The sequence below is a fragment of the Microbacterium sp. MYb54 genome (genome assembly GCF_002979515.1).
Lineage (GTDB): Bacteria > Actinomycetota > Actinomycetes > Actinomycetales > Microbacteriaceae > Microbacterium.
In genome coordinates, this window is record NZ_PCPA01000024.1 from 1 (window position 1) to 20708 (window position 20708).

Here is a 20708-nt window from a genome sequence, read left to right on the forward strand (position 1 = left end):
GGCGTGGGCGGACGGGCGTAGGAGCGGGGGCTCAGCCTCGCTCCGGGGTGTGCACCCGGGCGAGGAAGCGGTCGGTGCGCGGCGACGGACCCCGCGGGTCGAGGATCGAGACGATCACGGTCACCGCGGTGGCGAGCGGGATGGTCCACGCGGCCGGCTGCGCGAGGTAGGGAGCCGCGACCCCGACGCCCCCGACGGCCGCGTGCGCGAGCAGTGCGAGTCCGGCGGCGACTCCGCCCGACACCATCCCGGCCACGGCTCCGCGAGCGGTGAGCCCGCGCCACCACACCCCGAGCAGCACGACCGGCGACAGCGTCGACGCCGCCACCACGAACACCACGCCGACACTCGATCCGAGTCCCGCAGGCGCCGTGAGCAGCGCCACCGCGAGAGGTACCAGCGCACAGAGCACCGCCGACAGTCGGAACGAGCGCACGGACCCTGAAAACACGTCCTGGCTGATCACGCCGGCGAGCGACACCACGAGACCGGCCGAGGTCGCGAGGAACGCCGCGAACGCTCCGGCGACGATCAACGCGGTCAGCAGCTCGCCGAGCACTCCGGGGAAGACGCGCGACGGCAGCAGCAGCACGACCGTGTCGGCGACGCCAGGCACCGCCAGGTCGGGAGCGGCGATGCGCGCCAGCAGCCCCATCGTGCTCGACACGGCATAGAACGCGCTGACCATGCCGATCACGATCACGGTCGTACGCCGCGCGGACACCCCGGTCGGGCTCGTGTAGAACCGCACCAGCACGTGGGGCAGGCCCATGGTGCCCAGCAGGAGCGCGAGCAGGAGCGATGCCGTCTCGTACGCGTCGAAGCCTGCGGGGCCGGCTTCGACCGGGAAGACGAGTGCGGGGTCGAAGTCGTGCGGCCCGCCGCTGAGCGCGAACGCGATGAACACCACGGGCACGAGGAGTGCGGTGAGCTTGAGCCAGTACTGGAACGCCTGCACGTAGGTGATCGCCCGCATGCCGCCCGCGGCGACGGCAGCGGCCACGAGAACCGCGACGGTGACGGCGCCCACCCATTCCGGCAGACCGGCCACGACCAGGAGCGTCAGCCCTGCACCGTGCAGCTGCGGCACGATGTACAGCCAGCCGATCACCAGCACCGCGATGCTCGTGACCCGCCGGGCCGACGTCGACTCCAACCGCGCCTCGATGAAGTCGGGGATCGTGTACGCACCACTGCGTCGGAGCGGGGCGGCCACGAAGGCGAGGACCAGGAGGTAGCCGGCCGCGTATCCGATCGGGAACCAGAAGCCGCGGGCACCGTCGAGCAGCACGAGTCCGGACAGGCCGAGGAAGGTGCCGGCCGAGAGGTACTCGCCGCTGATCGCCGACGCGTTCCACACCGGCCGCACCGTGCGCGACGCGACGAAGAAGTCGCCGGTCGTGCGCGAGATGCGCAATCCGTAGACGCCGATCAGCAGCGTCGCGACGATGACGAGCGCGACGCCGATGAGGTCGAGCACCGCGTTCATTCGCGATCCCGGAGCGCCCGATAGCGACGCTCGTTGCGGGCGGCCGTGCGCACGTAGAGCACCGCGAACACGAGGATGATCGGATAGAACGCGTATGCCTGCAGCAGCCACGACAGCGGCAGGCCCCAGACCACGACCTGGCCGATCTCTGGGATGAGCGCGATCGCCAGGGTGAGCGCGATCACGACGACGACGAACCCGGCGACGGTTCCGAGTGCGAGTCGGAGCTGGCTGCGCATCAGGGCCCGCGCGTAGACGGCATCCGCCTCGTCCACAGGAGCGCCGGGCAGCGCGATGCCGCGGGTGAAGGTCGCCGGCCGGCGGTCGGGCAGATCGGCCGTCACGCGCACACGCTTGGGCTTCTCGGTCATCCGGCGCCCTCTCCGCGCATCAGGGCATCGCGCACCGCGGGCACCAGCCGTCGACTGACCGGAAGCGAGACCGCGCCGATCGACACGGCGGGCTCCGCACCCGAGAGACGCGCCTCGGTCACCGCCGCCGTGCGCACGAGCGAGGAACGATGGATGCGCAGGAACCCGGCGTCCGTCCACCGCGTCTCGAGCTCGGAGATCGGGATGCGCACCAGATGCCCCGTGCCGTCGCCCGTGTGCAGCCGCGAGTAGTCCCCCTGCGCCTGCACCCAGCGCACGTCGCTTCGGCGCACGAATCGCACCACGGATCCGACCGTGACCGGCAGCATCTCGTCGTCTCCCGGCGTTGCGGTGTCGCCGAGCTCGACCACCCGGTCGACCGCCTGGCGCAGACGCTCGGCGCGCACGGGCTTGAGCAGGTAGTCGGCGGCCCTCAGCTCGAACGCCTCGACGGCTTTGGCGTCGTCGGCCGTGACGAACACGACCGCCGGCGGTTCGGCGAGGGTCAGCAGGGCCCGCGCGAGCTCGGTGCCGCTGAGCCCCGGCATGTGGATGTCGAGGAACGCGATCCGCACCGCCCGCTCGGACAGCAGCCGCAGCGCCTCCGCCCCCGATGACGCCGAGAGGATCTCGCCGATTCGGGCATCGGTGCGCAGCAGGTGGACCAGCTCGTCCAGAGCGGGCTTCTCGTCATCCGCGACGAGCACATCGATCGTGGGCGCACTGTTCGTCATGGTCGTCAGTCGTTGTCCGGGTCGTGCTGCGGCTGGGATTTCGGGACCCGCATGCGCACCAGGGTACCGGCGCCGGTGTTCGTCTCGACGACCAGGCCTCCATCCGCACCGTAGAGCTGGCGAAGGCGGGTGTCGACGTTGCGGAGCCCGACGTGAACGCCGTCATCGCCCGCGGTGAGGGTCGCCCGCAGGCCTTCGGGGTCCATGCCCACGCCGTCGTCTTCGACCGTGATCTCGGTGTGGGTGCCGTCGTCGCGTGAGGCGATGCGGATCTCCCCTCCGCCGACGCCTGGCTCGAGGCCGTGACGGACCGCGTTCTCGACCAGCGGCTGCACCGAGAGGAACGGGATGACCGTCGCGAGCGTCTCCGGCGCGATCTGCAGTGTGACCCGCAGCCGGTCGCCGAAGCGCGCACGTTCGAGTTCGAGGTACGAGTGGATGCTGCCCAACTCCTCGGCGATGGTGGTGAACTCCCCCTGGCGGCGGAAGGAGTAGCGGGTGAAGTCGGCGAACTCGAGCACCAGCTCCCGCGCACGCGTGGGGTCGGTGAGCACGAACGAGGCGATCGCCGTGAGGGCGTTGTAGATGAAGTGCGGCGAGATCTGCGCCCGCAACGACCGCAGCTCCGCCTCGGCCAGCTGCGTCCTCGACGCATCGAGTCCACCGAGTTCGACCTGCGCCGCGCACCAGTCGGCCACCTCTTCCGCCGCACGCACGAGCGCCGCCCTGACGGGAGCGGCGAAGGCCACGACGACCCCCACCACCCGGCCGTCGACGAGGATCGGAGCCCCGACGGCCTCGAGGTCGTCGTCCCTCCCCGGCGCCGGGAACACCTGCCTCCGGCCCGATGTGCTGACCTGGGTGGCGATGCGGCGGGCCGCGGATTCCAGTCCGTCGGAAGGGCCGTCGAACGACACCGCGCCCTCGACGCTCACGATCGCGACGGCTGCACTGCCCAACAGCACCCGCAGGTGCCGTGCCGCCTTCACGACGTCGGGGGCGGAGAGTCCGGCGCGAAGGTGCGGCGCCGCCAGGCTCGCCTGGTGCAGCGCGGTGAGAGCTGCCTGTTCGGCGTCGCTTCCGAGGTCGGCGGCCCCGCGCGCGAGTCGGCGTGCGAGCAGGAGGAGCACCGAGAGGACGATGCCGCCGAGCACGCCGAGGATCGCAGCGAGAACGACGTCGGTCATGCTTTCAGCCTAGGCACTGGCGCGGCCGTGTTCAGCAGCAGCGGGCACCGGGGTTGCGATCCTGGTCGTCCATCCGCTGCCGCCAGAACTGCCGCTCGGTCAGCGGCTCCTCATCCGGATGCTGGCGGCGGTGATGGGCGACGTAGGTCGCATAGGCGGTATCGCCCATCAGGGTCGTCATGTACCAGCGGATGCCGCGGCCGACCCGCCCCACGGCGCCGAGCAGCGTCCGCAGGAGGGTGGTCGCGGCATCCGTCCGACTCATGGTGTCGGCCATCTCAGTGCGATCGACATCAGTGCGACGACGCCTTGAGCTCGTCGGCGAGGATCGGCGCCCACTGCTTCTCGAGCTCGCGTTCCTCGGCGCTCGGCAGGAATCCGGCCGGGGCGAAGCGGCGCGAGGCCACGGGCGGATCCTCGGTGTTCTCGCCGCCACCGTTGCGGATGGCCTTGATCGTGACGATCACGGCCATGACCATCACGATGATCGCGAGGGCGACGAAGATGATCGACAGTGTGCCCTGCACGGCGGTGTTGCGGATGACCGCATCGAGCACCTCCGGGTCGCCGAGCGAGGTGTCTCCGCTGTCGCGGGCGGCGACGTACTTGAAGTGGTTCGCCCAGTAGCCGATCGCCGGCACCGGCGAGGCGATCTTGTAGAGCGACGCCGTGATGGTGACGACCGCGGTGAACGCGAGCGGCAGAGCGATGATCCACAGCCACTTGAAGTAGCTCCGGCCGCGCTTGGCGACGATCGCCAGCACCACGGCGAGCGCGATCGCGGCGAGCAGCTGGTTCGCGATGCCGAACAGCGGGAAGAAGGTGTTGATGCCGCCCAGCGGGTCGGTGACACCGAGGATGAGGATCGCTCCCCAACCGGCCACCATGATCGCAGTGCAGATCCAGACGCCGGGGCGCCATGAGACGTCGCGGAACTTGGGGAACCAGGCGCCGATCGAGTCCTGCAGCATGAAGCGGGCGACACGCGTGCCGGCATCGACGGCGGTGAGGATGAACAGCGCCTCGAACATGATGGCGAAGTGGTACCAGAACGCCATGAGCGCCTGCCCGCCGAGGGCCTGCTGCATGATGTGGGCGAGGCCGAGCGCGAGGGTCGGCGCCCCACCCGTGCGCGACACGATCGACTCCTCACCCACTGCGGCTGCGGTGCTCGTGAGCATCTCCGGTGTGAGGTTCACCCCCGTCAGCCCCAGCGAGTTCACGAACGCCACCGCACCTTCGACCGTGCCCCCTGTCGCGGCAGCCGGTGCATTCATGGCGAAGTAGATGCCCTGGTCGATCGAGATCGCGGCGACGAGGGCCATGATCGCGACGAACGACTCCATGAGCATGCCGCCGTAGCCGATGAAGCGCGTCTGGCGCTCCTTCTCGATGAGCTTCGGTGTGGTCCCGGAGGCGATCAGCGCATGGAACCCGGAGAGCGCCCCGCACGCGATCGTCACGAACAGGAAGGGGAAGAGAGGACCTGCGAACACCGGGCCCATGCCGTTCTCGCCGAAGATGCTGACCGCGGGGACCGTGATCTCGGGGCGCACCAGGATGATGGCGCCGGCGAGCATGACGATCACGCCGATCTTCATGAAGGTCGACAGGTAGTCGCGCGGGGCGAGCAGCAGCCAGACCGGGAGCACTGCGGCGATGAAGCCGTAGATGATGATGCCCCAGGCGATCGTGGTGCGGTCGAGGTGGAAGATCGCCTGACCCCAGTCGGTGCCGGCGACCCAGCCGCCGCCGATGATGGCAGCCATCAGCAGCACGAAGCCGATGATCGAGACCTCGGTGACCTTGCCGGGACGGAGGTAGCGCAGGTAGACGCCCATGAAGAGCGCGATCGGGATGGTCATCGCGACCGAGAACACGCCCCACGGGCTCTCGCCGAGTGCGTTGACGACGACGAGGGCGAGGATCGCGACGATGATGAGCATGATCAGCAGCGAGGCGATGATGGCCGCGGTGCCGCCGATCTTGCCGAGCTCCTGACGCGCCATCTGGCCGATCGTGCGTCCGCCACGGCGCATCGAGAAGAAGAGGACGGTGTAGTCCTGCACGGCCCCGGCGAGCACGACGCCGACGATGATCCAGATCGTGCCAGGCAGGTAGCCCATCTGCGCGGCGAGCACCGGACCGACGAGAGGTCCGGCACCGGCGATGGCGGCGAAGTGGTGACCGTAGAGCACGCGACGGTCGGTGGGGACGTAGTCCTTGCCGTCTTGCTTGACCTCGGCGGGGGTGGCCCGGCGGTCGTCCGGGCGGGTGATGTACTTCTCGATCACCTTCGAGTAGAAGCGGTAGCCGATCAGGTACGTGCAGACCGCCGCGAACACGAACCAGATCGCGTTGACGGTCTCGCCGCGGACGACCGCGAGCATGGTCCACGCGACGGCGCCCAGCAGGGCGATCGCGGCCCACAGGATGATCTTCGGCAGGGTCCAGCGGTTCGACTTCTCGTGGTGCTCCTCGGAGAGCGCGACGGAGGGGAGTCTCGGATCGGTGACGATGACGGGTTCGGTGCTGCCCGGTGCGGTCATGGGGGTCTCCTCGGGATACGCGACGTTGCGTTCCCCCACGTTAGGAAGGCGGCGCCGCGGGAAGGAGCCGAGAGAGGGGGTGCTGCGACGAGCGGCGCCGATCACGCGATGAACGGATGCGCACACGCAGCACAGCACCCCGTGGTCGTTCGACCACGGGGTGCTGTGCTGCGTGTGCTTCCGGGCTACGGCCGCTTCTCCCCGCGCGGCGCCGGGGTCTCCGGTGCCGGTGTCTGAGGCGCGGGCGTGGCCGGCGCGCTCGACTCGGGTGCCGGAGTCTCGGGTGCCGGAGTCTCCGGTGCCGGGGTCTCCGGTGCCGGAGTCTCGGGTGCCTTCGTCTCCGGTGCCTTCGCCTTCGGCACGTCGACCGTCAGGACGGTGCGGACGTCGGACTCGCCGTACTGCACGAGACCGAGGTAGCGGGTGCCGGCGGTCAAGCCGGTCCAGCTGAGGTCGAACGACGTCTGCTTGCCGCGGACCGCGGCGAGCGGGTTCGGCGTGGCGGTGAGCTCCCCCTCGCCGTCAGGCAGCACGTTGGCGTAGGTCATGTCCCACGTCATCGGACCCGTCGTCGAGTAGATGTTCGCCACCACGAGGTACGTACCCGCCTTCGGCGAAGTGAGCGTGATCTGCTCGTCCGCCGAGCCGGTCGCCGACCGCCACCGCTGGTCGTACTGCAGGTCGTCCGGGCTCACCACGCGGTACACGGTGAGGTCGAGGTCGCTGCCCTTGTCGTCCGACGAATCGAGGTCGAACCGCGAGAGCGTCGTGCCCTCCGGAACGTTCACGATCCACGACACGTCCTTGTTCGCATCTCCCGACTTCTCGTCACCCGAGTGGCCCTCGACGGGGTTGTCCGCGTCGGCGAGCAACTCGAACGGAGTCAGGCCCGAGAGCCCGAGCGCCAGGTCACCGGTGAGACCGGGGGTGATGTCCACCGACGTGCTGCCGTCGACACCGGTGCCCGTGACCTCTGCCGGAGCATCGGCCGTGACCGGGAACAGTGCGATCGGAGAACGCACCGTGTTCTTCGCGCTCGTCCAGGTCAGCGAACCGGTGGCCCACTTCTCCACCGGGGCGCTGGCGTTGTCGAACGTCACCGTGAAGGTCTTCGTCTGACCCGGGCGGTCGAACTGGAGCTGCTGAGGGGTGACCTTGACGTTCACTCCCGGCACGGAGGCCTTGGCGGTGAAAGTGCCCTTCTCTGTCGAGGTGACCGAGCGGGTGACTGTCTGCGTGCTGGTCAGGGAGCCGATCGAGATCGACGCCTGGTTCAGATCGCTGCCGTCGATCGGGTCGATGCCGGGGAAGTCCGACAGGCCCTTCCCGTCGAGGAACGCAGCCCAGTCCTTCACATCGTTGAGGTAGAGCAGACCCGGGTTCAGGTACCGCTTCGGGTCGACCTGACCCGCACCCTGCTCGAACGGGTTCGTGTTCTTCGATCCGTCGGGCAACACGGTGTCGTAGGCGGTGGTCATCATCGCCGACTTGATCTCGGCAGGTGTCGCCTTGGGGCGCTCGCCGAGGTAGAGAGCCGCGAGGCCTGCGATGTGCGGCGACGCCATCGACGTGCCGGAGAGGATGCCGAAGGTCGGCTTCTCACCCGGAGCGTTCTCGGTCGCCGCGAGGATCGCGACACCGGGAGCCGCGATATCCGGCTTCATCACGTCGCTGCCGTCGGCCAGCGCGGGACCTCGGCTGGAAGTGCTGGAGACCTGCGGAGTCGGCGTGGTGACGCCCGTGGTGTTCTCACCGACGAGGGTGATCGGACGATCCGCACCGCCCTGCACGTAGGCGAGCACGGCGGCACGGTTCGCGGCTGCCAGGTGCACGGTCGGCACCGCGTGGAAGTCGTTGTCGAGCGAGTCAGCGCCACCGGGCACGTTCACGAGGACCATGCCCATACCACCGGCGTCCTTGACCACCTGCGACTTCTCGGCACGGGCGTTGTTGCCACGATCACAGACCACGATGTGTCCGGCGACCTTGGCCGGGTCGAGCGTGCCGGGCAGGCAGAGTTGTGGGTCGACTGCTCCGGCGGCCGCAGCATCCACCGCGGCGATCGACGGACCGGTGACCTCCGTGCCGAACGGCACGCTCACCGATGCTCCGGCCTGCTGGAACCCGTCGAACTGCACGGTGCCCTCCCAGGTCGGGATGGTCGACGATGCCACGGTCGTGTACCACGGCGAAGCGTGGTCGGCCGTGACCGGGTCGGGGCCGTCGTTGCCCGCGCTGGTCGCGACGAAGACGCCGGCGGCTGCGGCGTTGAAGAACGCGAGGTCCTCCGGTGCCATCACGGTGTTGGCGGCTCCTCCACCGATGGAGTAGTTGATCACGTCGACGCCGTCCGCGACGGCCTGGTCGATCGCGGCGATCAGATCGCTCTGCGCGCAGATGTCGTCGTCTTTGGTCGACGTGTCCGGGCCGACATAGCAGGCCTTGTAGGCCGAGATCTTCGCACCGGGCGCGACGCCCGAGATGGTCCCGAAGTCGACGTCTTCGATGGCCGCCTTGACCTTGAAGTTGCCGGCAGCGGTGCTCGCGGTGTGCGATCCGTGCCCGTCGCCGTCACGTGGTGAGAGGTAGTCGTACTGGAAGTCGAAGCCTGAGGCCTCGGCTCCGGAGTAGAAGTACTGTCCACCGATGAGCTTCGTGGAGTAGTCGCTCGCGTCCCAGTCCTGGCCTTCGACCATCGCGGCCTGGAATCGACTGCCGTCCGACTTGTCGAAGTAGACGTACGTGCCGTCGGTGTAGGGCTGGCCGCTGTTCTGCTTCTTCTGCTTCTTGAGCTTCTTGCCCTCGAACGAGGGGTGCTCGGGTGCGATCCCGGTATCGATGACGCCCACCACGACGCCCTCACCGGCCTTCTCGACCCCTCCGGTCTGCTGCCACACGCCGCCGCGTCCTTTGCGGTCATCGCCGAGTCCGAGGTAGTCGGTCGAGGTCTGCGCATCGGGGTGACGGATCTCATCCGGGTACACGCCGAGGACGTCTTTCGATGCCCGAAGCGCGTCGACCTGCTCGCCGCTGAGGTCGGCGCTGAACCCGTTCAGCGCGACCTGATAGGTCGTGTCCGGGGTGACGCCGAGATCACTGACGAGGTCGGTCTGCTCGGTCTGGAGGTGCTCCACATACCGCTGCGAGTCCTGCGACTGCGCCTCGAGCTGCTCACCCTCTGCGGGTTTCGTCGCCTTCAGTCCCTTGACATCGCCTTCGTAGGTGGCGAGCGGATCCGCCTTCATGACCACGATGTAGTGACCTGGGGTGCCTGCGACGGGGACGGGGGTTGTCACCTCCTCCGTCGCCGCGTAGCCGGTGGTTGCCGTCGATGCGATGAACAGCGTAGCCAGGGTGGTGGCCGCTGCCATCCGGAGGGGTGTTCGACCCATGTGGTACTCCGATGATCAGGGTGCAACGCATTGCTGCACCGCGGCCAACATAGCCCCGCCCTCGGCGCTCGACGCGAGATCTGGCCGATCGACCAATCGGCCTTCGCCGATCGGCCAGGGTTATCCACGGCCTGCCTCCCGATAGGTCGACAGTAAGCTGGAGAGGTGGCCCGTACCTCCATCCTGTCGACGCGAGTACTGCTCGTCTGCGCAGCGATCGGAGTCGCGACCGGAATCCTCGCGGGCATCGCCGGGTGGGTCACTCCCGTCCTGTTGGCAAGCCCGCTGCTGTTCCTCTACGGACTCGTGCTCGGCTCGCACGTCCTGCCGGGGATCATCGCTCAAGAGGTGCTGCGCCTTCCCCTCGTCGCGCTGATCACGCACCTGTTCGCCGCCTTGATCGCAAGCGCCTTCAACCCGGCGTGGTCGCTGCGCTTCATCGGCACGGCTCTGCTGTTCGGCCTGATCCAAGAGGGAGTGGCCGCTCTCACCCGCTATCGCTCCTGGGGGCCGCTGCGCTTCTTCATCTCGGCGGCGGTGATCGGTGTTCTCGTCGCCGTCGTGGTGTTCTTCGCCGCCCACCTCGCGGTCATGCCGCTGTGGGCGCAGATCCTGTACCTCGCGATCTCGGTGCTCGGGCCGATCGCGTGGACCGCAGTGGGCCTCGCGATCGGCTCCGCGCTCAGGCGCGCCGGCGTCGCCCGTCGGTAGTCAAACCGCCCAGACGTCTCGCGACGACGCCTGAGGTCGCACTCACGAACGCCTCGAGCGGACCGCGACGCTTCAACACCGCGAGGATCGCTCCGATGACGATCGCGCCGAGGATGTGGATACCCTGGATCGCCGGTCCGAGGTACCACCAGGGGATGTCAGCCGGCGACTCGATCGCACCGGAGGCCGACAGCGCGAAGGTCGTGACGGCGGCTGCCAGCACATGGATCGTGTACACCGTGAGCGGGGCGGCGCCCGCTGCCCTGATCGGCTCGAGCACGCGCAGCGCGGCGGCCGGCAGCACACGGGCGAGGAACAGCATGGCCGCGATGACGACGAGGGCGATGCCGACACCGCGCAGGATGTCGAGGGTCGTTCCGGTGTGCGGAGTCTGCAGCGTGAGCGCCCACCATTGCGGTGAGAGCGGCGCACCGAACCCCGGCGATCCGATGAGGCTCTCGGTCGCCGCGGCAGCCTCTGCCGGCATCGTCGCGACCACCGCAGCGCGCCCGAAGAGGCTGTAGACGAGGGCGCTGACCGACACCGCGAACACGGCGAGGAAGGTACCCAGTCCAGCCGCCCAGGCGATGAATCGAAGCTCCGTTCCGTTGCGACGGGCGCTGATCAGCAGCGTCGCGACAGCCATGCCGACCAGCACGTAGACGATCCAGGTGATGACCGGATAGGTCCCGGTGATGAAGACCGCGCGTAGGACCACCACCGGTTCCCCCCACTGCGCCCAGCCGACACCTCCACCTTCCCCGATGACATCGAGTGCCTGCCGCACGTTCACGTTGACGATGGGGCCGACGACTGCGAGGACACCGGCGAAGACGAGCAGCCACTTCGGGCTCGTGCGCAAGAACGGGATGCTGCACAGCATCGCGACCCCGAAGTACACCAGGACGACAACGATGCTGCCGGGAGCGAGCGCGAGCGTCGCCCCGATCAGGATGATGAGGATGCCTCGTGCAGCCATAGCCCACCGTGCGGCCGCGACATACCCGCGCTCCAGGTAGGAGCGCGTCGCGAGGACGACACTGATCCCGCCGACGACAGCGAAGAGGGTCGAGGCGTTCCCGTCGACGACCGTCGAGAGCCAGGGAACGTGTCCGGGAAGGCCGACCGGCGGCATGAGGTGTGCGCAGAACATTCCGATGATCGCCAGGAAGCGTGCGAAGTCGATGCCGACCATGCGGCCGAGCTCACCTCGGGGCCTGGTCTCGTCCTGCTGAGGCTGCGACACTCGTCGCGCTCTCCGACCGGTATTCTCGGCCTTCGCGCTCGCGATCGTGTTCGTGTCTTCTCGCACGGTTCCCCCTCATGGTTCTCGACGCACAGAACGTCGCCTCTACGACGATCCCCTGCCGAAGGCCACGGTGCGTCCCTCGGCAGGATGACCGTCGTCATCCCACAGAGGTCTTTCTTCACGCGTGGCGAATCAGGTAAGGCTCAGCTAAGTTAGAGGGGTACGATCCGCCGACCCGGGACTCCGCCGTGCGCCCATCCGCGCCCCTGCTCCGCGTGCGTGAGCTCTCTCTCACCCACGCCGATGCCGCGCACCCCTCGCCTCGCGACGTGACGTTCGACATCGATGCCGGCGAAGTCGTTCTGCTGCTCGGGCCTTCCGGTTCCGGCAAGTCGACCCTCACTCTCGCGCTCAACGGGTTGATTCCGCACGCCCTGCCCGCGAGCATGGTCGGCACGGTCGAGGCCGGCGGCATCGACACGGCGAGCGCGCAGACGGCCACGCTGAGCACGCAGGTCGCGATGGTGTTCCAAGACCCGGATGCGCAGATCGTCACCGGCAGCATCTACGACGAGGTCGCGTTCGGCCCTGAGAACCTGCTGCTGCCGCTCGACGTCGTCCAGAGTCGTGTCGAGGAGGCGCTGCGCCGGGTCGGACTCTGGGAACGACGAGACGAGAACCCCGACCACCTGTCCGGCGGCGGACGGCAGCGACTCGCGATCGCGTGCGCGCTCGCGATGGGCTCTCCGCTGATCGTGCTCGATGAGCCGACGGCCAACCTCGACCCCCAGGGCATCGACGACGTCTACGCCGCGCTCGCCGAGGTCGTCGCCACCGGCGACCGTGCCATCCTGCTCGTCGAGCACAACCTCGATGCGGCGATGGACTTCGTCACCCGGACGATCGTGCTCGACCGCGAGGGCCGAGTCGTCTTCGACGGACCAGCGGCCGAGGTGATCCGAGAGCACGCTGATGAGCTGGTGCGGATGGGCGTGTGTCTTCCGGCAGCGACGCTGGCGGCCCTCCGTCTTCGGGATCAGGGACTCTCCCTCGTGCCGTTGCCGTTGACGCCGCAGGAGCTCGGCCATGCTCTCGAGCAGGAAGACGTCTCGTCTCGCGCCGCTCGCTCGACGCCCGAAGATGTCCCGTCGTCGGGCCGGGAACGCGACGACGAGACGAAACATGGTGAGCCGATCATCCGGGCCCGCGGGCTGATCGTCCGTCGGCGTCGCACCGAGATCCTGCACGGCATCGACCTCGATCTCGAAGCCGGCAGTCTCACCGCGATCGTCGGCGCGAACGGTGCGGGGAAGACGACTCTGATCCAAGCACTCGCGGGCGTCGTACCGCCGCCACGTGGCCAGGTGTCCGTCGACGGCATCGACCCGGGAACGGCCTCGCCCCGCGACCTCGCCGCACGCATCGGTTTCGTCTTCCAGAACCCGGAGCATCAGTTCATCGCTGCGACCGTGTTCGACGAGCTCGCGCACGGTCTGCGGCTGCGTCATGTGCCGGATGCCGAGATCTCGACGCGTGTCGACGAGATGCTCACCCGCTTCGGACTCGATCACAAGGCGGACGTGCACCCGTTCCTCCTTTCCGGCGGCGAGAAGCGACGTCTGTCGGTGGGCACAGCCCTGATCACCCGGCCGCGGGTGCTCGCCCTCGACGAACCCACGTTCGGGCAGGACCGCGCGAGGGCAGCCGAACTCCTCGATCTGCTGCGGAACCTGCGCGCCGAGGGCACGACGATCGTGATCGTCACCCACGACCTCCAGCTCGTCGCCGAACACACCACCCATGTCGTGGTGCTCGCCGACGGACGCGTGCGCGCGGTCGGCCCCACCGCCTCCCTGTTCCAGGACGAGCAGCTGTTCGCAGATGCGGGGCTGCGTCTGCCGGCATTGCAGCGAGTGCTGGCCTCCGCCGGGCTCGGGGTGACCTCATGACGGCCACCGTGTTCGACCCGTACGCACGGATGACGGTGACGTCGCGACGACAGTTCCTCTACTCCTTGAACCCACTCGCGAAGGTTGCAGGCTTCGTGCCGGCGATGCTGCTGCTCGTCTTCGTTCGAGATCTGTCGACTCCGACGGCGTTCCTCGTGCTCGCCTACGCCCTGATCCTCGTCGGCGCGCGACTCACGGGGCGACTCCTCGCCCTGCTGCTGCTCGGACTCCCGGCGGGGATGCTGCTGATCGGCGTGGGCTTCTCCCTGTGGGTCAATACCGCGCTCGTCGACGGCAGCGCACCGGTCGTGCAGATCGGCGACTGGACGATCTACAGCGGGGCTCTGCTGATCGGTTTCGCGACCGCACTGCGGCTCGGCTCGATCATCGCCCTCGCGCTCGTCGGCGGGCTCACCACCAGCGGGCCCGACCTCGTGCGGGCCAGCGTTCAGCAGCTGCGGGTGCCCTACCGCATCGGCTACACGGCGCTCGCGGCATTCCGATTCGTGCCGCGGTTCGGGCACGAGCTCGCGGTGATCCGTGCCGCCCACCGCGTGCGCGGCTACCACGGCGGACGCGGGCCCTTCGCGCGCATCGCCCGCGGGTGGGGGTACATCGTGCCGCTCCTCGCCGGAGCCATCCGGCATGCCGAACGCGTCGCTCTGGCGATGGACTCCCGCGCCTTCGGCGCCCACTCGACCCGCACCGAGCGGCATCTCGTTCCGTTCCGCACCCGGGACACCGTCTTCACCGTCGCGACGCTGCTGGCCTCCGCTGCCATCTTCGTCGCGTTCTTCCCCTGGCAGCTTCCCTGAAAGGCACCCGATGGCATTCAGCAAGATGGTCAAGCCCGAGACGACCGAGCTCATCCACCTGGTGGTGCTGCGCACGGAACGACTGTCGGCGCACTGGATCAGGGTGACGCTCGGCGGTGGCGAGATCGAGAAGTTCCACCCGATGGGGTTCGATCAATGGTTCCGACTGTTCCTGCCGATCGGCGGTGACGCGGGCCTGGATCGGGTGCCCGCGAAGGCGAACAAGATGTTCGGGTATCTGAAGTTCCTGCGCATCCCCGACGGCGAGCGGCCGGTGATGCGCAACTACAGCGTGCGCGCCTATCGTGCGGCGACCGCGGATGCCGGTGCCGAGATCGACGTGGACTTCGTGCTGCACGGCTCGGCAGCCGACGGCACGGCAGGTCCGGCGTCGCGGTGGGCCGAGACGTGCCAGCCCGGCGAGCACGTGCTCATCATCGATGAAGGACTCACGTTCAATCCGCAGCGCGGCACTGACCGCGTCCTGCTGGTCGGCGACGAGACGGCACTGCCGGCGATCGCCTCGATCTGCGCATCGCTGCCCACGGATGCCGTCGGCAGCGTGATCATCGAGGTGCCGAGCGAAGAGGACGCGCTCGAGTTCTCGCATCCATCCGGCCCGGAGGTCGCGTGGATCGTGCGCCCTCACGACGTCGCGCCCGGCATCTTCGCGCTGGAGGTGCTGGGGGGCACCGAACTGCCGGATGCGCCCTTCCATGCGTATGCGGCGGGCGAGCAGGCGCTGGCATCGGGCGTCCGCAAGCACCTCGTCGGCGAGCGCGGGGTGGACAAGAACGCCGTGAGCTTCTGCGGATACTGGAAGATCGGCGCGGCCTCCCCCGCGTCGAAGGCCGCTCGCGAGAGCGCTGCGGAGCCCCTCGCATGAGCGGCACGGATGCAGCCGACGGGCTCGCCTCCACGGACCCAGCAGGAGACGCTCCCGCAGCCACCGGAGGTAGCGCGTCCGACGCCGGTCGACGGTTGCGCTTCCCCACCGCCATCCTGCTGACCTGTGCGGCGCTCGGCGTCGCCGGAGCGGCGCTGCTCGCGCCGATGAACTGGTTCTCGACCCTGCTGACAGGCCCGCTGCCCTTCGTCGGCATGGCGCTCGCCGGCCTCTGGCTGCTGCCATCGGTGATCGCGCTGCGACTGCTGCGTCGTCCGCTCGTCGGGCTGCTGGTGGCTCTGATCGCCGGACTCGTACTGGTGCCGTTCTCCGGATACGGCTTCCGCAGCGTGCTGACCAACCTCTGGTGGGCGGCTTTCACCGAGCTGCCGTTCCTGTTCGTGCTCTGGCGCTACTGGGGCACGTGGATGCACTATCTCGGTGCTGTCGCGGTGGGCATCGTGTATCCGATCTCGGCCTGGGCGTGGTTCGACTTGGGGTCGATGTCGCTCTTCGCCCAGATCGCGTTCTTCGCCGTGACGATGGCCAGCTGCGTCGGTGCCACGGCCCTCGGCATCCTGATCGCTGACCGCCTCCGGAAGGCCGGTGTCGGCGGACGCCGCTGACACCTGAGGCCCCGTCGTCTCTTCAGAGCGAGATCGACGTCTGTCACCCTGAGGTCAGGCCGTCGAACGCCGTTTCTCAGGCCTCCGCGAGACGACTGTCCTGCGCGTCGGCGAACAGCCCCATGACCTCCGGGCCCATCTCGACCTGACTCAGCACGATCCCGAAGGAGCCGTCGGGGTCGATCCAGAAGTCCGTCCCCAGCCCACCCGACCAGCCGTAGCGGCCGGCGTGCTCGCCCTCGGTCTGAACCGCGACGCCGAATCCCCACCCCGTGCCCTCCCAGAATCCCGGGAAGAAGCTGTCATCGGTCTTCGCAGTGGACGGCACCTGGTCGGAGCGCAGCAGTGCGAGCAGCTCGGGGGCGACGATGACGTTCCCGTCGTGCCGTCCTCCTGCGGCCAGCATCCCTGCGAAGGCGGCATAGTCGGCAGCGGTCGAGACGAGCTCCGAGTGGCTGAGGTCGAACGGAGCGGGCGCGACGGAGAACCCTCCGGCGGCCGGCTCGATCTCGACCAGCGTCCCGCCATCGTGGCGATAGGCGGCGGGCAGCCGGTGCGCCTGTTCGAGGGGCACCGTGTACCCGGTGTCGACCATGCCGAGCGGACCGAGGAGATCGCGTTGCAGGTGCTCCTCCAGCTCCCCGTCGACCACTCGCGAGAGCAGGATGCCGAGGATGCCGAAGGAGTGGTGGTATCGCCAGCCGGTGCCGGGCTGGAACGCGAGCGGCAAAGCGGCGAGCGCATCCAGCCACTCCTGAGCCCCCATCGCGACCGGCTCCTGTCCCGCGGCCGTCCGGTTCGCGATCATCGCCTCCGCCAGCGGCGACGGGACGACCTGCACGCCGTACCCGGAGGTGTTGGTGAGCAGGTGCCGCAGCGTGATCGGTGTCTTCGCTGGCTCGACGTCGTCGAGCGCGGCATCCGGCGAGCGCAGTACCCGGCGGTCGGCGAGCTCCGGCAGCCACCTCTCCACGGAATCGTCGAGATCGAGGCGTCCGTCCTGCACGAGCCGAAGGGCGGCGACCGCGAGGATCGGCTTCGTCATCGACTGGATGCGCACGATCGCATCCGCTGGCAGGTCGCCGGACGTGACGACCTCGACCCTCCCGCCTGGAGCGCCGCGCACTCCGACGATTCCGGGTGCGGTGCCCTGCGCGACGTGGTCATCCAGGATCTGCGGGAGCGTGGGCGTCATGCCCTCGATTCAACCGGGCGGCAGCACCGCTGTCCATGCCTCGATGGCGATCGGACAGAGACGAGAGGAGGCCCCGGAAATGCATCCGGGGCCTCCTCGAGAGCAGAGCGTCAGCGCTTGCCGGCGATCTGACGGCCGACGAGATCGCGCATGATCTCGTTCGTGCCGCCGTAGATACGGTGCACCCGAGCATCGGTGAACGCGCGGGCGATCGGGTACTCCATGATGTACCCGTAACCACCGTGCAGCTGCACGCCCACGTCGAGCACCTCCCACTCGCGCTCGGTGGCCCAGAACTTGACCTTCGCGGCGTCCTCGGCGGTGAGCGTGCTGTTCTTGTAGGCGAGCAGCGCGCGGTCGATGTATGCCCACATCGCATCGGTGGTCGCCGCCATGTCGGCGAGCCGGAAGCGGGTGTTCTGGAAGTCGGCGATGCGTTCGCCGAACGCCTCGCGGTCCTTCGTGTAGGCGACGGTCCAGTCGAAAGCGGCCTGCGCGGCTGCGGCTGCGGCGACACCGATCGAGAGACGTTCGAGCGGCAGGTTCAGCATCAGCTGGATGAAACCCTGACCCTCCTTGCCGCTGATGAGGTTCTCGTCGGGGACGAACACGTCGGTGAAGCTGAGCTCGGCCGTGTCCCAGCCGTGGAAGCCCATCTTGCTGAGCTTCTTGCCCTGGTCGAAGCCCTCCATGCCCTTCTCGACGAGCAGCAGGCTGAACGCGTCTGGACGGTTGCCCTCACCGGTCTTGACGAAGGTCACCACGACGTCGGCGGTCGTGCCCGAGGAGATGAACGTCTTCGCGCCGTTGAGGATGTAGCCGCCGTCGACCTTCTTGGCGCTGGTCTTGATGCCACGCAGATCAGACCCCGCGCCCGGGTCGGTCATGGCGAGCGCGCCGAGCACTTCGCCCGTGGCCATGCGAGGCAGCCACTTCTCCTTCTGCTCCTGCGTCCCCATGTGCACGAGGTAGGGCACGGCCAGGTCGTCCTGGATGCCGAAGGCACCGGCCAGCGAACCGGCCCCTGCGGCGATGACCTCTTCCATCACGATCGTGCGGAAGCGGTAGTCCTGCAGCATCCCGGCGCCACCGAACTCCTCGGGGACCGACAGTCCAATCAGACCCGACTCGCCGGCAGCCAGCATGGTCGCCCGGTCGATCTCACCCGCGGCATCCCACCGCTCGATCGCCTCGCCCGTCACGTGGCGCTTGACGAAGTCCTTGACCAGGTCTCGGAATGCCTCGTGATCCTCGTCATAGATGTCGCGTTCCATGCCGTCCTCCTGAACGTCTCATGCATCATTGCTCCGGTGATTCTACGTCGCCAGGGGAGGTCGGGGACAGGACGTTGTGAGAATGCATCCCATAATCCGTGACACTGGGTACCGCGGTTGTCGGATGCCGCAACCGGGGCGTTCCTCCCCCGATTCAGTGCGAGTAATCGGGGGCGGCAGGCAGCGCGAAGAACTCCTCGAGCGTGTGGAATCCGCCCTCGTGATACGCCGCGGCGAGGTCGACTCCGACGTAGCGGAGGTGCCACGGCTCCGGGGCATAGCCCGTGACCGGGGTGCCGACCTGCTCGTAGCGCACGATGAATCCGTACTCCCAGGCGTGAGCTGCGACCCAATCGCTCTGCGCCGTCCCGCCGAAGCCGTCGAGGCCCCCGCAGCCCGTGCCGCACGCCACCACGTCGAGCGCGAGACCCGTCTGGTGCTCGCTGTGACCGGGACGCGCGGAGCCCGCATCCGCATCCGCCTGCCCCTGCGAGCGCACGTGGGAGCCGTAGGTCGTGACCTGCAGTCCGTAGGAGCGGTAGCCGTTGTTCGCGCCGATCCGTCCCACGCCGGCAGCAGCCGCAGCATCCGCCATCTGACCGACGGCACCGGCGACATCGGAGCGCACCCGCCCCGACGGTGTCGTCAGCTGCAACGGTATCGAGGCGAGGTTCGCCGGTTCGTACTCGGGCGGGTTCAACGGCAGCGATTTGTTCACCACGACCCAGAGGCGCGCAGGATCGTTGAGTGAGATGCACGGAGCATTGCCCGCGACGACCGCCTCGCGGAAGGCGGCCCCTCCTCCGAACCCCGCGATCGTGCCCGCATCGTCACCGTTCGCGATCGTCTGCTGCACCGACGGCTCGGCGCACGGGTCGGCCGCGGTCGTCGCAGCGACCTTGACCGACGGCACCTGCATGACGGCTACGGGCACGGGCATCGGATCGGCACCCGGGGAGGGCATCGGGCCTGACCCGACCGAGAGCAGGATCCCGATGGCGGTCAGGGCGACGCCGATCGGCAATGCGGGTCCGCGGATCGGGGACCGCGGAGCCGCATGCTGAGCGTGCGGCAGGAAGGGCATTGGTCCATCTTCTCATTCGAAGATAAGTAGCAGACTCGCTTGCGTTAACATCGTCCTTCTGTTCGAATGGTCGAGTGAGGTGGCAAGGACAGAAGCTCGGAGAGACAGACACAGCGGCACTGCCCGGTCTGGAAGACCGGTCGAGCGTGCTGCGCTCGGTGACGACTCCCGAGTTCGCGGGCATGACGTTCCACGAGGTGCTGTCGAAGTCGGCGCTGAATCATGTTCCCGGCGCCTCCCGCATGCCGTTCGCGTGGACGATCAACCCCTACCGTGGATGCTCGCATGCCTGCGTCTACTGCTTCGCCCGCGGCACGCACGAGTACCTCGACCTCGACGGCGGGTCCGACTTCGACTCGCAGATCGTCGTCAAGGTGAACGTCGTCGAGGTGCTCGCACGCGAGCTGCGCAAGGGCAGCTGGGAGCACGAGACCGTGGCGTTGGGCACGAACACCGATCCGTATCAGCGGGCCGAGGGGCGCTACAAGCTCATGCCGGGCATCATCGAGACGCTCGCGGCATCCGGCACCCCGATCTCGATCCTCACGAAGGGCACGCTGATCCGCCGAGACATCCCGCTGCTCGTGAAGGCCGCGAAGCGGGTGCCGATCGACGTGCAGATGTCGATCGCGATGTACGACGATGAGCTGCAGAAGGCGATCGAGCCCGGGGCGCCGACGACGCAGGCCCGGCTCGACACCGTGCGGGCGCTGGCCGATGCCGGATTCCCCGTGACGGTGTTCCTCATGCCGATCATGCCTCATATGACCGACTCGCTCGCCGCGATCGACAGCGCCCTCGTGCGCATCAAAGAGGCGGGGGCGCGCAACGTCATCTACGGAGCCCTGCACCTGCGACCGGGTGTGAAGCCCTGGTTCTTCCAATGGCTCGACGCGAATCGCCCCGACCTCGTCTCGTCGTACCGGGGGCTGTATCCGGGAGCTTCGGCCGAGGCACCCAAGGGGTACCGGCAGTGGCTCGCCAAGCGGACCCGACCACTCATCCGCATGCACGGACTGGACGGCCGCCACGAAGACGACTACTCCCGCCGCGGGTTCCGACCGGGGCAGGGCCACGTGCAGACGAGTGCGGCGACCGCGGCAGCGGCGGCAGCAGCGGTGAGATTCACACCCAGCGCCCGAGCCGAGGCACCGCCCGCGCAGCCGATGCTCTTCTGACCGGGCGGTCGGGCTCCCC

Annotated in this window: 17 protein-coding genes; 6 read left to right on the top strand and 11 right to left on the bottom strand. The window is 68.5% G+C overall.

The annotated features are described in order from the left end of the window. Nucleotides 1-31: 31 nt before the first annotated feature. From CQ040_RS17820 to CQ040_RS17850, 7 genes are all read right to left on the bottom strand, one after another. Nucleotides 32-1489, bottom strand: a complete 1458-nt coding sequence (locus CQ040_RS17820; RefSeq protein WP_105527501.1) for a cation acetate symporter — start codon at nt 1487-1489, stop codon at nt 32-34. Then, nucleotides 1486-1860, bottom strand: a complete 375-nt coding sequence (locus tag CQ040_RS17825) for a heavy metal transporter (protein WP_105527502.1) — start codon at nt 1858-1860, stop codon at nt 1486-1488. Before CQ040_RS17825 ends, CQ040_RS17820 begins: the two co-directional genes overlap by 4 nt. After that, nucleotides 1857-2594, bottom strand: coding sequence for a LytTR family DNA-binding domain-containing protein (locus tag CQ040_RS17830; RefSeq protein WP_105527503.1), 738 nt, complete (start codon nt 2592-2594; stop codon nt 1857-1859). The genes CQ040_RS17825 and CQ040_RS17830 overlap by 4 nt, the downstream gene beginning before the upstream one ends. Nucleotides 2595-2599: 5 nt before the next feature. Beyond that, the gene (locus tag CQ040_RS17835) at nt 2600-3781 is read right to left on the bottom strand and encodes a sensor histidine kinase (protein WP_105527504.1); all 1182 of its coding nucleotides are present in this window, start codon (nt 3779-3781) and stop codon (nt 2600-2602) included. Between the two features lie 31 nt (nt 3782-3812). Further along, nucleotides 3813-4058: a YbdD/YjiX family protein gene (locus tag CQ040_RS17840; protein WP_105527505.1), complete on the bottom strand. Its 246-nt coding sequence runs from the start codon at nt 4056-4058 to the stop codon at nt 3813-3815. Nucleotides 4059-4074: 16 nt separating this feature from the next. Then, nucleotides 4075-6330, bottom strand: a complete 2256-nt coding sequence (locus CQ040_RS17845; protein ID WP_105527506.1) for a carbon starvation CstA family protein — start codon at nt 6328-6330, stop codon at nt 4075-4077. 185 nt (nt 6331-6515) lie between these two features. Next, nucleotides 6516-9722: a S8 family serine peptidase gene (locus CQ040_RS17850; RefSeq protein WP_105527507.1), complete on the bottom strand. Its 3207-nt coding sequence runs from the start codon at nt 9720-9722 to the stop codon at nt 6516-6518. A 165-nt stretch (nt 9723-9887) separates the two neighbouring features. On the opposite strand from CQ040_RS17850, the gene CQ040_RS17855 reads away from it, so the two are divergent. Continuing rightward, the gene (locus tag CQ040_RS17855; RefSeq protein WP_028503175.1) at nt 9888-10433 is read left to right on the top strand and encodes an ECF transporter S component; all 546 of its coding nucleotides are present in this window, start codon (nt 9888-9890) and stop codon (nt 10431-10433) included. Here CQ040_RS17855 and CQ040_RS17860 read toward each other — a convergent pair. Next, nucleotides 10405-11745 carry a heparan-alpha-glucosaminide N-acetyltransferase domain-containing protein gene (locus tag CQ040_RS17860; RefSeq protein WP_105527508.1) on the bottom strand — a complete coding sequence of 447 codons (1341 nt, stop codon included), beginning with the start codon at nt 11743-11745 and terminating at the stop codon, nt 10405-10407. The genes CQ040_RS17855 and CQ040_RS17860 overlap by 29 nt on opposite strands. Before the next feature lie 185 nt (nt 11746-11930). On the opposite strand from CQ040_RS17860, the gene CQ040_RS17865 reads away from it, so the two are divergent. The 4 genes from CQ040_RS17865 to CQ040_RS17880 are packed head-to-tail and all read left to right on the top strand — an operon-like array spanning nt 11931 to nt 15958. Then, the gene (locus tag CQ040_RS17865; RefSeq protein WP_105527509.1) at nt 11931-13631 is read left to right on the top strand and encodes an ABC transporter ATP-binding protein; all 1701 of its coding nucleotides are present in this window, start codon (nt 11931-11933) and stop codon (nt 13629-13631) included. Next, entirely contained in the window at nt 13628-14446 is an 819-nt protein-coding gene (locus CQ040_RS17870) for an energy-coupling factor transporter transmembrane component T (RefSeq protein ID WP_105527510.1), read from the top strand. The genes CQ040_RS17865 and CQ040_RS17870 overlap by 4 nt, the downstream gene beginning before the upstream one ends. Before the next feature lie 10 nt (nt 14447-14456). Beyond that, nucleotides 14457-15332, top strand: coding sequence for a siderophore-interacting protein (locus tag CQ040_RS17875; protein ID WP_105527511.1), 876 nt, complete (start codon nt 14457-14459; stop codon nt 15330-15332). Beyond that, a complete protein-coding gene (locus CQ040_RS17880; protein WP_105527512.1) occupies nt 15329-15958 on the top strand; it encodes an ECF transporter S component in 630 nt (209 codons plus the stop codon). Before CQ040_RS17875 ends, CQ040_RS17880 begins: the two co-directional genes overlap by 4 nt. Nucleotides 15959-16034: 76 nt before the next feature. Here the strand turns inward: CQ040_RS17880 and CQ040_RS17885 are convergent, their stop codons facing one another. The 3 genes from CQ040_RS17885 to CQ040_RS17895 form a co-directional block, all read right to left on the bottom strand. Further along, entirely contained in the window at nt 16035-17153 is a 1119-nt protein-coding gene (locus tag CQ040_RS17885; RefSeq protein WP_105527513.1) for a serine hydrolase, read from the bottom strand. A 110-nt stretch (nt 17154-17263) separates the two neighbouring features. Beyond that, complete coding sequence (locus CQ040_RS17890) at nt 17264-18427, bottom strand: acyl-CoA dehydrogenase family protein (RefSeq protein ID WP_105527514.1); 1164 nt, start codon at nt 18425-18427, stop codon at nt 17264-17266. Between the two features lie 154 nt (nt 18428-18581). Next, on the bottom strand, nt 18582-19511 hold the full coding sequence (locus tag CQ040_RS17895) for a M15 family metallopeptidase (RefSeq protein ID WP_105527515.1): 930 nt from the start codon (nt 19509-19511) through the stop codon (nt 18582-18584). A gap of 74 nt (nt 19512-19585) precedes the next feature. Between CQ040_RS17895 and CQ040_RS17900 the strand changes: the two genes are divergently transcribed. Continuing rightward, nucleotides 19586-20689: an Rv2578c family radical SAM protein gene (locus tag CQ040_RS17900; RefSeq protein ID WP_105527516.1), complete on the top strand. Its 1104-nt coding sequence runs from the start codon at nt 19586-19588 to the stop codon at nt 20687-20689. The last annotated feature ends 19 nt before the right edge of the window (nt 20690-20708 follow it).